An 11,808-nucleotide genomic window follows, 5' to 3' on the forward strand; every position below is an offset into this window, starting at 1 on the left:
TGCCAGAGGTCTGGCATCGGATTTTCGGGGAAGCCCGGCTGGGACTCAAATACTTAAGTGAACAGCATTACGCTCAGTGGCGGGCTTTCTGTACGGGGTCAAATCCTTTTGTTCGTTCAATCTGCACTCCATTCCGTGAGCGTTTCGTGAAAAGCATGTCGCAGATACGAAAAGCCCCGCGCGGGTGTGATCAGGCGCATATTGCACCCCCTGATGATTCTGTCTAGCCGATTGCAGGCTGCTGCCAAACGATCTAACGGTCGGTGCCGGATAAAGCATAGACTGAAAAGTAACCTTCTCCGCCAAGGTCAAGGGTAAGGTGATCTAGCGTGTAATCGTTACACGCTCCTGATTTTACGCGCTATAGCATGAGTCTCTTGGTTGGCTCCTGTTGAGGGTAGCCACCATGCTTTCCAGTCTAGAGCTTCGATACCTGGTCGAGAGAAGCTTTCTCCCGATGTATTGCGCATGCTCAGTTTCATCTGACAACTGTCTTACTGTTCGTATCTACAGTCCAGAGACAGGCCGGATAGATCTTTTCTCTACCGGCATCTCCTGTTCCGAGCTCAACAGCAATCGTGCAATAGAGAGTATGCTCGCCAACCTGCGCAATGATCTCAACGCACATACCGAGCAACTTTCGCTCGTGCGTAATCATTGAGCCCCAGAACCCCGAGCCAGCAACGCTTATGGTCAGGGGCGGTGCCGCGTCTTTTTACTTAGACAGCTCCTCGGCGCCGGCAACCATGGTCAAGTATGTTTCAGCAGCTGCAGCAAACCCTCCACATCAGCTAGCGCTGGAGCATGGGCTCCGGCATGGCGGCAAGATATGGATGCGCAAGCCGCTGAAAATTGCAGGCGTTCTCTCAAGTCCGCGATCCCCAGCAACTGCGCAGCCAGCCAACCAGCCATACAAGCGTCTCCTGCTCCAACCGTGTCTTCCACCTTCACGGCAATCGCCGGCTGATCGAGTTGGCTGTCCGGGGTGTGGAGAATCATCCCGTGTTCTCCTCGGGTAAAAAGGATCTGCGCCTGAGGATTAAGAGCGCGAAGCTCATCCATTGCCTGGTGTTCTGTCAGCCCTGGATAAATTTGCCGAAGGTCTTCATCGGAAAGCTTGATCATGTCAGCAAGGGTGGTCATCGTAGGGAAGGTCTGCTCCCGATAATGGCTATCCATTAAATTGCGCCAGTTCGGATCATAGCTAATCCGTTTACCGGCTTTTTTGGCCTGCTGAGCAATTTTAACCAGCTTGTCTGCGAGTGGCTGTCGGGCCAAACTGATGCAGCTGAAATGACACAGCTCTGCTTGGTTGATCCATCCTTCGGGCATCAGATCCGGATCAAAAAACAGATCGGCATCTCCAGCAAAAAAGTATCTTGGAGGACGGCTCGATGGAACGATGGCGACCAAAGGATCTCGGTCTACCCGTTGGATAAACCTCATATCCAATGCTGCCGCTTCCGACTGCGAAACTATCTCGTCACCCAGAGAATCCATACTCACCGCCCCAGCAAAAGCGCTGCTGACACCCAAGCGACTTAGCGCTCGTGCAACGTTCCAGGGAGCACCACCCGGGTAGCCCTTCCACTGTCCAGGAGTGCCTTGGACAAGATCGGTCAGGGCTTCGCCAAACACTACTGCGCGAGGCAATACCATCGTCATTTCCTCAATATTTTGTCGTAGGGAACTGCCGACAGGTGCGCTGAAGGCGTGTTGGCCGGACCCGTTCAAATATTAAAACCAGGTTTCCATCTGTATACCGTATTGCCATACACCTCCGGCTTTGAAGTCCGTCATGCCAAAGGAGTCTGTGGTACTGAACTTGTCCAGATCCGAAGACCAGTTCATGAAGCTTGCGAACACTCGCAATTCGGGACGTGTGAGAAGATCTCCAACGTCAGGTTTGAATGTCGGGGCGACAGTGAATTTCCAAAAGYTACCGTCGACCGCATTACGCTGTAGATAGTCCTTCGGGTCGAGGTTCATGGTTTGCCAGCTTATTTCGTAGGCCATCTCGAAGTTGCTGTTGATTTTATTGGCCAATCGCACGTTCAGGGTCAGCCAGCGGTAGTCGTCACCCTTGACGTATCTATCCTTGCTCTGTTCGGCCAGCAAGCTGGGGCCGATACGCCAGTCAGGCGCAAGGGGTGTCTCACCGTAAAGTGCCAGACGCAGAGCGCGGGCATCATCAATCAGTTCACCATCCGAGCCGACGTTCTTGACCTCGGCTCCCAGACCTTGCCCATAGAGCAGCGCCGTTTTGAAGAAGCCTTCTCTGCCGAAAAAGTTTTTCTGGTGATTGGCCAGCATGCTGTGCAAGCCGGAATCCGCAGGCGTCAAACCCGCCGCATTGGTGCGGGTAGCGAAATCGTTTTTCTTTGCGCCGATGGCATTGAACATCCACTGCCACTGACCATCCTCGAAGAACTGGTTGGAGGTCAGGATGTAGCTTTCCACATCGGCACTAAGATCGCCTTGACTGAAATCCCCGTAGTTACGCCCGATCAAAGAGTAGTTCGAACGCCAATTCTTGTTCATCTGCATATCGTAGATTCCACCCCCGGTGCCGGCCAGATAGACAACGTCCGAGTCCAGCCAGTGGATATCGAAATTATCTCTATCGAATCGCTTGCCTGCCCACAGGGTGGCGTTCTCGAACACTGAATTGCCCTTGAACGCAGCGACATGGTCAAGCGCTGTGAATACCTGGCGCACGTTCAGTTTGCTTTCGTCGGCCGTCCAGTCATTGGAACTTTCCACACCATCGGCGATGGAGACCGTGAATTTGGAACGGGTGCCGTTTTGCGCATAGATTTCTTTCGACAGGTCTATACGCATGTAGGTGTCGTCCTCGTTACCGAGTCGCCCGACTGCACCACCGACTGAACCGGCAGGAGTTTCATAAGGGCCGCCACGACCACCACCCAGCCGATCGTTGATCAGCAATCCGGAGCGGGCGTAGCCGTTGAAGCTGAACCCATCAGTGAGGTGTCCGGTACTGCCCTCTTTCTCCAGGCTTTGCTGACGGGCTTCGAGTTTTGCCACTCGGGTATCCAAAGCGGGCGCCGAAATTACTGCCGCAGTAGACGCGGCGGGCGGCAAGGGAGCAGTGGCGAGTTTGATCTGCTGCAATTCCCTGGCAAGTGCCTGGGTTTGCTGTTCGGCCGCGGCTGCACGCTTCTCCGCTGCGCTGGTACGGGCTTCAAACGCGGCCATGCGTTCTTCCAGAGTCGCGGCCTGAGAGGTTACCGCCGAGGTACCGAGCACGCCTGCGAGTAGCCAGCTTGATGCTTTCTGCATGTGGATTTCCTGTTTTGTTTTTATTGTCTAGTTTCCGCGACCGGCCATTTTTCTTGAGTTGCGAATTGTCGCAATCGACGAAAAAAAGGATGCCTCATCGCGAATACGCTGCTACATTTGGCGATGTTAACGTTAACTTTTCTAAAAACAAAAATAAAGAGGGCTTTATGAAACAGCTTAAATCTCTTCTTCCAGCAGCACTGCTCACCCTTTGTGCCGGGCTTCCATCCCTCTCGAACGCAGCTGATTTGACGATCTCCTGCGGCGCGGTGGGTGCGGAATTACAACTCTGCAAAGAGGCTGTCGAGGCGTGGTCGAAACAGACCGGCAACCACGTCGAGGTGGTCTCAACACCTAACTCGGCAACCGAGAGGTTGTCGTTCTACCAACAGATCCTCAGTGCGCAGTCCAGCGACATCGACATCATTCAAATCGACATGGTGTGGCCGGGGATGCTGGCCAAACATCTGATGGATCTGCGCGAGGTGCTTCCTGCCAATGCGACCCAGGGCTACTTCCAGGCACAGGTGGATAACGCCACGGTGAACGGACGGCTGGTGACGATGCCGTGGTTCACCGACTCGGGCCTGCTGTATTACCGCAAGGACTTGCTCGAGAAATACAACCAGCAGGTTCCCCAGACGTGGGAGGAAATGACCGCTACCGCCAGGAATATTCAACAGGCCGAGCGCACTGCCGGGAACCCCAATGCATGGGGTTACATCTTTCAAGGGCGCGCTTACGAAGGCCTGACGTGTAATGCGCTGGAGTGGATCAGCAGCCAACCGGAAGGTGGACTGGTCAATCCACGAGGCGACATCGTGGTCAACAGTCAGGCCTCAAGAACGGCTTTGACCCTGGCGAAAAGCTGGGTGGGAGACATCTCCCCGCGTGGGGTACTCAATTACACCGAGGAGGAAGGCCGTGGCGTATTCCAGTCGGGAAATGCGCTGTTCATGCGTAACTGGCCTTATGTCTGGGCCCTGGTTCAAAGCCAGGACAGTGCAGTAAAGGATAAGGTTGGGGTCGCCCCCCTGCCCCGCGGCGGCGAGACCGGCAGCCATGCATCCACCCTCGGTGGCTGGGGTCTGGCGGTATCGCGTTACAGCGCCCATCCAAAACTTGCCGCCGAGCTGGTGAGCTACCTGACCCGTGCCCAAGAGCAGAAACGTCGTGCCCTGATAGGCGCCTATAACCCGGTTATCGAGTCGCTGTATCAAGATCCCGAATTGCTCGCGGCAATGCCTTATTACGCTCAGCTGCACAGCATTCTCAACGATGGGGTCATGCGCCCCGCCTCAATCACTGCCGATCGCTATCCAAGGGTCTCCAATGCGTTCTTCGATCGAGTGCATGGCGTGCTGGCGGGCGAGTTGCCTGTCGATCAGGCGCTGGCCGAACTGGAAAGCGAACTCACGCGCATCAAACGCCGGAACTGGTAAGCCACAAGGAAGGAAATCACCATGTCTGTCTCTTCTACCCATGTCCCCTGTGAGGAGCTTCTGCTCACCAGGGAAACGCCCGTACAACGTCGCCGAGTACGCGCTGCCTGGCTGTTTTTGACACCGATGCTGTTGTGTCTGGCCCTGGTGGCAGCCTGGCCGCTGCTGCGCACATTCTGGTTCAGCCTGACCGACGCGAGCCTGTCGGATACGAGTGGCGGAGCCTTCGTCGGCTTGAGCAATTATCTGTTCCACAACGGTTCCAGCTGGTCGGGCATCCTGGTCGATCCTCAATGGTGGAACGCTGTGCGCAACACCTTGCATTTCACCGTGGTGTCGGTAGGACTGGAAGTCGTACTGGGACTGCTGGTGGCGTTGCTGCTGAACATCAAGTTCACCGGACGCTCTTTGGTGCGTGCGTTGATTCTGATTCCCTGGGCGATTCCGACGATTGTCTCGGCGAAGATCTGGTCATGGATGCTTAACGACCAGTTCGGCATCATCAATCACATGATGCTGAGCGTCGGCCTGATTGACGCGCCCCTGGCCTGGACGGCCGATGCGGACCTGTCGATGTGGGCGGTGATCATCGTCGATGTCTGGAAGACCGTCCCTTTTGTCACGCTGCTGATGCTGGCGGCCTTGCAGATGTTGCCGAGCGATTGCTATGAAGCCGCCAGGGTCGATGGCATTCATCCGCTGAAAGTGTTCTGGCGTGTCACCCTTCCCCTGCTGATGCCTGCATTGTTGGTGGCGGCGATCTTCCGCATCCTCGACTCGTTGCGGGTGTTCGACGTCATCTATGTGCTGACCTCGAACTCGTCGAGCACCATGAGCATGTCGGTCTATGCCCGCCAGCACCTGGTGGAGTTCCAGGACGTCGGTTACGGCAGCGCGGCGTCGACGCTGCTGTTTCTGGTGGTTGCGGTCATCGCCATGCTTTACCTCTACCTCGGACGCCGTCAACTGGAGGTCCGGTCATGAGCCCGCGTCTACTGAAAAAAGCGCTGTTGCGCCTCGGGTTCTGGTGTCTGATCGGGGTATTGCTGCTGTATGCGGTCTTCCCTTTCTACTACGCCATCGTGACTTCGCTGAAGCCGTCCAGCGCCTTGTTCGAGGTGAGCTACTGGATCGATAACCCCGACTTCTCCAATTACGCAGCGGTACTCCATCAAGCCTCATTCCTGCGGGCTATCGGTAACTCGCTGGTGGTTGCGCTGTGCGTGGTAACGCTGGCGCTGTTCCTCAGTGTGACCGCCGCCTATGCCTTGGGCCGGGTGAAGTTTCGTGGGCGTGGCACGGTGTTGATGATGGTTCTTGGTGTGTCGATGTTTCCTCAGGTCGCGGTGTTGTCGGGGCTGTTCGAGGTGATCCGCGCCCTGGGCCTGTACAACACGTCTTGGGCGTTGATCCTGAGCTACACGATTTTCACCCTGCCCTTCACCGTCTGGGTGCTGACCACCTTCATGGGGCAATTGCCTCATGAACTGGAAGAAGCGGCAATCATGGATGGCGCGTCCCCATGGGTCACGCTGACCCGCGTGCTGTTGCCGCTGCTCTGGCCCGCACTGGTCACTACGGGCTTATTGGCCTTCATCGCAGCGTGGAACGAGTTCCTGTTTGCCCTGACCTTCACCCTCACCGACACCCAACGCACGGTGCCGGTCGCCATCGCCTTGATTTCCGGCGGCAGCCCCCATGAGTTGCCTTGGGGATTGTTGATGGCCGCCTCGGTGCTGGTCACCGTCCCACTGGTGATTCTGGTGCTGATCTTCCAGCGCCGAATCGTTTCCGGCCTCACTGCCGGCGCGTTAAAGGGTTGATGCCCAACAAAGACAAGGAACAGCATCGTGATCAAATTGAAACTGGACAACGTGAACAAACAATTGGGCGGCGCACGGATTCTTCGCGACGTCAGCCTGGAAATCGCGGCGGGTGAATTCGTGGTGTTCGTTGGCCCTTCGGGCTGCGGAAAATCGACCCTGCTACGACTGATCGCCGGACTGGATTCGATCTGCGGCGGCGACCTGCTGATCGACGGGCGTCGGGTCAACGACCTGGAACCGCGCGAGCGTGGCGTCGGCATGGTGTTTCAGTCTTATGCGCTGTACCCGCACATGAGCGTCTACGACAACATCAGTTTTGGTCTCAAACTGGCCAAGACTGAAAAGACCAGCCTGCGCGAGCGCGTGCTGAAAACGGCGCAAATCCTGCAATTGGACAAACTGCTGCAACGCAAGCCAAAGGAACTGTCTGGAGGGCAGCGTCAGCGTGTGGCCATGGGCAGGGCCATGGCGCGGGAACCGGACATCTTGTTGTTCGATGAACCGCTCTCCAATCTGGATGCGTCCTTGCGGGTGCAGATGCGCAACGAAATCGCCCGGCTGCATGCCCGACTGGGCTCGACCATGATCTACGTCACCCACGATCAAGTGGAAGCGATGACCCTGGCCGATAAAATTGTTGTGCTCAATGGCGGTCGCGTAGAGCAGGTCGGCTCACCGCGCGAACTCTATGAGCGCCCGGCGAGCCGCTTTGTCGCCGGTTTTCTCGGTTCGCCCAGAATGAACTTTCTGGCGGCACGCCTGCATGTACCGGGTGAAACCAGCCTGGTCGATACTCCCGTCCTGGGTATGACTGCCCTGCCCTTCGACAGCTCGAACCTGGCGGTGGACGCCCCACTGAGCCTGGGGATTCGCCCGGAACACGTGTCGCTCAAGGCGGCGCAGGGAACTGCCGGCGTCGTCGTGACCGGGGTCGAATACCTGGGCAGTGAAACCTATGTGCACCTCGATACAGGTCAGGACGAGCCACTGATCTGTCGTTGTGAGGTCAACGCCGGATGGCAGGTGGGCGATCAGGTCGAGCTACAGCTGGAGCTCGGCAATCTGCACCTGTTCGACGCCGACGGCACGGCCTTGAAGCGCCACCCACACGCCATTGAAACCCTGCCGGATGGTGTCTCTCTAAGCCCGGCACGAGCACGCGCCCTATGACCTTGTCTTTGAATACCCTGAGCGATCCAATGCCTTCTTCCCTTGACCTTGCGCAGCGTGCGCTGAGTGACGGCCTGTCTCGCGTCATCCAGGATTATCGACCCGGCTATCATATTGCCCCCCAAGTGGGCTGGATGAACGACCCTAACGGGGTCGTGTACTTTCGTGGCGAGTATCACGTGTTCTATCAGCATTACCCCTTCGACGCGAAATGGGGCCCGATGTATTGGGGCCACGCCAAGAGTGCCGATCTGGTTCATTGGCAGCACCTGCCCATTGCGCTGGCACCCGGCGATGACTTCGACCGTGACGGATGTTTTTCCGGTAGCGCAGTGGTGTGTGGAGATACCTTGGCACTGATCTACACCGGCCACACCTGGCTGGGGGACGTGGGAGACGAACGCTCGATCCGTCAAGTCCAGTGCTTGGCCACCAGCAGCGACGGCATCCGGTTCGTCAAGCATGGCGCCGTCATCGAGACCGCGCCGCAAGACACTATCATGCACTTTCGTGACCCCAAGGTATGGAAGGAGGATGACTATTGGTACCTCATTGCCGGCGCACGTCTGGGCGATATGCCGCTGCTCCCGCTGTACCGTTCCACGGATCTGCACGCCTGGGAGTTCCTTAACTATGTGTCCGGCGGCAGGGAGGGTGATGGCTATATGTGGGAGTGCCCGGATCTGTTTCGACTGAACGGACGCGATGTGCTGCTGTACTCCCCCCAAGGCATGCCATCCCAAGGTTACGAACGGCTTAACAAGTACCAGACTGGTTACCGAGTGGGCCGACTCGACAACGAGTGGAACTTCACTGGCGGGCCTTTCGTCGAGTTGGATAACGGCCACGATTTCTATGCAGCGCAGACGCTATTGGCCGCCGATGGTCGGCGCCTTGTCTGGGCGTGGCTCGACATGTGGGAAAGCCCGATGCCGAGCCAGGCCCATCACTGGTGCGGCATGCTCGGATTGCCACGCGAACTTGAACTGTGCGCCGATCGCCTTTGCGTGTATCCGGCACGGGAGCTCACCGCTCTGCGCAAAGCGCCATTGCCTGGCACGCCGTGGTGGGATGAATCGGGAACCCGGTGGGTGCCGGAAGTGAATGGCGATATGCTCGAAATCCACGTGCACCTGGATTTACTCGGCTGCACCGATGGCCACCTGGGAATCGCGTTGCGCTGCAGCGACGATGGCCATGAACAAACCCTGCTCTACTACGATGCGGCGTTGCAGCGTCTGGTGCTTGACCGCAGCCGCTCTGGTGCGCAAGTCACAGGCCAGCGCAGCGTGTCGATAGACCCGACACAAGAGCGACTGGAACTGCGTGTGTTCCTCGATCGCTCGTCCATCGAGGTGTTCGACGAAAACGGGCGCTTCAGCCTCAGCAGTCGCCTCTATCCGCGGCCCGACAGTCTGGGCGTGAAGCTGTTTGCCAGCGGGAGTGGCGGGCGTGTCTCGATTCCCAAGGCATGGCCTCTCGATTCTGGATGGTTATGAGCGGCGGATGGCTATGAGCAGCGTCATTCGAGTCGCGAGAAGCCCGGGCCCTGTGTCATGATTCTGCGTCAACCTGACCGGGCTCGCCTCGCATGACTTCAGTGAAAGACGTTGCACAGCTGGCCGGCGTGTCCCTGATGACGGTTTCTCGAGCGCTCAATAATCCGGAAAAACTGAGCCCCGAAACCCTTCTACGGGTGCGTCGCGCCATTGATGAACTGCAATTCGTACCGAGCCTGTCGGCGCGCAAGATGCGCGGCGACAACCTCCAGTCGCGAACCATCGGTGTGTTCGCGCTGGACACCGCGACCACACCGTTCGCCGTCGAGTTGCTGCTGTCCATCGAACAGACCGCGCAGCAAGCCGGCTGGAATGTGTTCATCCTTAACCTGTTGAGCAACCCGCCCACCGACCAGAACATCGACCTGATGTTGTCGCACCGCCCCGACGGGTTGATCTTCAGTGCCATGGGGTTTCGCCAGGTGTGCATTCCCGARCGATTGATGAGCAAACCCCTGGTACTCGCCAATTGCCTGGCCGATGACAGTCGCCTGGTGAGTTATGTGCCAGACGACGAAGCGGGGCAGTATCGAGCCGTACATCACGCGTTGAGCCAGGGCTATCGGCGTCCTCTGTGTATCAATCTGCCCAAACAGAGTCTGGCCTGGAACCTGCGACAAAAAGGTCTGCAACGTGCCTGTCAGGCATTCGGGCTGTTGCCTGACGCACTCCTGCAATACGACCTTTCCGATCATGACGCCTATGGTGAAACCGCAGCCATCCTCGACCGGCACATCATTGAGGGTCGTCCCCAATTCGACATTCTGATCTGTGGCAACGACCGCATTGCCTTTTGTGCCTATCAGCTGCTGTTGGGCCGTGGCCTGAAAATTCCCGACGATGTCGCCGTGCTCGGCTACGACAACATGATCGGTATTGCCGAGCTGTTCATCCCGCCGCTGACCACGGTGCAACTGCCGTACTACGAGATCGGTCGCAAGGCTGCCCGGCACCTGATCGAGACCCTCGACGTATCGGGAGCCCAGCCAGTTGATTGTCCATTGGTGGTTAGGGCATCGCTATAAGATTCAGTTAATTTGGTTGAAAGGTTTTTTTCCAGCACAAAAACAAACGCCCCGAACATGTCGGGGCGTTTGTTGGTGCCTTCGCCAGAGTGTGTTCACACAGCCTGTGAAGGGCCCTTTTGTACTCCAGCCGAAATCACTTGGTCAGCCAAGACTCGAGCGTTGCTGAGCCACGCGTGCAGCCGTGCCGGATTTAAAGGCGGCATATCTCTCTGAGCGAAATACTCGATCAAGTATGGCGTTAATTTCAGCGCCACATACTTACGCCCGAGAGGCCTTTTTGAGGCTGGACGGCAAGGGACTGCCCGTCACCGGTGAAGGGACATAGATAGTCTCCGCCTGCACAATTTCAGGCTTTTGTTCTTCGATCTCACCATTGAGCGCCTTGTGCATTTTCACCGTATCCAGCGCCCCTACCCATTTGGCGATGGCCATGGTGCCGACACCATTACCGATGGTGTTGGTAATGGCCCGCGCTTCCGACATGAACCGGTCGACACCCAGCAGCAACACCATGCCGGCCACCGGGATGGTGCCCAGGGAAGATAAGGTGGCGGCCAAAATGATGAACCCCGAACCGGTGACACCTGCCGAACCTTTGGAGGTAAACATCAACACCGCCAGTACGATCAACTGATCGGTCAGGGTCAGCGGCGTGTTGGTCGCTTGGGCGATGAAAATCGCGGCGATGGTGTAGTAGATCGCCTGCCCGTCGGGGTTGAAGGTCAATCCGGACGGAATGATCATCCCGGCGACGGGCTTGGACACCCCGGCCTTTTCCATCTTCGAGATCATCTGCGGCAGTACTGACTCCGAAGAGCTGGTGCCCAGTACGGTGAACAGCTCTTCCTTGATGAATTTCAAAAACTTCCAAAGGCTGAAACCGCTGTAGCGGCAGATCGGCCCTAGCACAAAGATCACGAACACGGCGCAGGTCAGGTAAACGCAAGCCATCAGCTTGCCCAGAGAGAACAGCGAGCCGAAGCCGTACTTGCCGATGGTGAAGGCGATGGCACCGAATGCACCGATCGGCGCCAGGCGCATGACCATGTTGACGATACGAAACATGCCCTGCATCAGGCTATCCAGCGTATCGACGAACGCTTTGCCGCGTGGCCCCACATGAGCCAAGGCGATTCCCAACAGGATGGAAAACAGCAGGATTTGCAGCACATTGCCCTTGGCGAAGGCATCCACGATGGTGTCGGGAATGATGTTCATGACGAAGTCCATGAACGATGCATGTTTCACGGCCGAGGTGTAGGTGGCCAGGCTGGAAGTGTCGAGGGTAGCAACATCGATGTTCATGCCGGCGCCGGGTTTGAACACATCGACCACCACCAGGCCGACCACMAGCGCCAGCGTCGACACGACTTCGAAATAGAGCAAGGCGCGAAAGCCGACTCGACCTAGTTCCTTCATGTTTTCCATGCGGGCGATCCCCGTGACTACGGTCAGGAAGATCACCGGAGCGAGGAGCATC

Annotated in this window: 10 protein-coding genes; 7 read left to right on the plus strand and 3 right to left on the minus strand. The window is 57.3% G+C overall.

The features are described from left to right. Positions 1–406: 406 nt before the first annotated feature. Positions 407–661 carry a DUF1652 domain-containing protein gene (locus AC1DVH_RS19775; RefSeq protein WP_477755228.1) on the plus strand — a complete coding sequence of 85 codons (255 nt, stop codon included), beginning with the start codon at positions 407–409 and terminating at the stop codon, positions 659–661. An 89-nt stretch (positions 662–750) separates the two neighbouring features. On the opposite strand, the gene AC1DVH_RS19780 is transcribed toward AC1DVH_RS19775, so the two are convergent. Both AC1DVH_RS19780 and AC1DVH_RS19785 read right to left on the minus strand, forming a co-directional pair. Continuing rightward, the gene (locus AC1DVH_RS19780) at positions 751–1,659 is read right to left on the minus strand and encodes a carbohydrate kinase family protein (protein ID WP_477755229.1); all 909 of its coding nucleotides are present in this window, start codon (positions 1,657–1,659) and stop codon (positions 751–753) included. A gap of 78 nt (positions 1,660–1,737) precedes the next feature. Further along, a complete protein-coding gene (locus AC1DVH_RS19785) occupies positions 1,738–3,303 on the minus strand; it encodes a carbohydrate porin (RefSeq protein WP_477755230.1) in 1,566 nt (521 codons plus the stop codon). A 167-nt stretch (positions 3,304–3,470) separates the two neighbouring features. Between AC1DVH_RS19785 and AC1DVH_RS19790 the strand changes: the two genes are divergently transcribed. From AC1DVH_RS19790 to AC1DVH_RS19815, 6 genes are all read left to right on the plus strand, one after another. Further along, positions 3,471–4,745, plus strand: coding sequence for an ABC transporter substrate-binding protein (locus tag AC1DVH_RS19790; protein ID WP_477755236.1), 1,275 nt, complete (start codon positions 3,471–3,473; stop codon positions 4,743–4,745). 21 nt (positions 4,746–4,766) lie between these two features. Then, positions 4,767–5,729: a carbohydrate ABC transporter permease gene (locus AC1DVH_RS19795; protein ID WP_477755231.1), complete on the plus strand. Its 963-nt coding sequence runs from the start codon at positions 4,767–4,769 to the stop codon at positions 5,727–5,729. After that, complete coding sequence (locus tag AC1DVH_RS19800; protein ID WP_108228924.1) at positions 5,726–6,568, plus strand: carbohydrate ABC transporter permease; 843 nt, start codon at positions 5,726–5,728, stop codon at positions 6,566–6,568. The genes AC1DVH_RS19795 and AC1DVH_RS19800 overlap by 4 nt, the downstream gene beginning before the upstream one ends. A gap of 27 nt (positions 6,569–6,595) precedes the next feature. After that, the gene (locus AC1DVH_RS19805; protein WP_477755232.1) at positions 6,596–7,741 is read left to right on the plus strand and encodes an ABC transporter ATP-binding protein; all 1,146 of its coding nucleotides are present in this window, start codon (positions 6,596–6,598) and stop codon (positions 7,739–7,741) included. Further along, on the plus strand, positions 7,738–9,240 hold the full coding sequence (locus AC1DVH_RS19810; RefSeq protein WP_477755233.1) for a glycoside hydrolase family 32 protein: 1,503 nt from the start codon (positions 7,738–7,740) through the stop codon (positions 9,238–9,240). The genes AC1DVH_RS19805 and AC1DVH_RS19810 overlap by 4 nt, the downstream gene beginning before the upstream one ends. A 92-nt stretch (positions 9,241–9,332) precedes the next feature. Continuing rightward, entirely contained in the window at positions 9,333–10,325 is a 993-nt protein-coding gene (locus AC1DVH_RS19815; RefSeq protein WP_477755234.1) for a LacI family DNA-binding transcriptional regulator, read from the plus strand. 261 nt (positions 10,326–10,586) lie between these two features. Here the strand turns inward: AC1DVH_RS19815 and dctA are convergent. After that, the coding region (gene dctA, locus AC1DVH_RS19820) for a C4-dicarboxylate transporter DctA (RefSeq protein WP_477755235.1) at positions 10,587–11,808 on the minus strand (1,222 nt) is incomplete at its 5' end.

Source organism: Pseudomonas sp. P4_C3 (assembly GCF_056402075.1).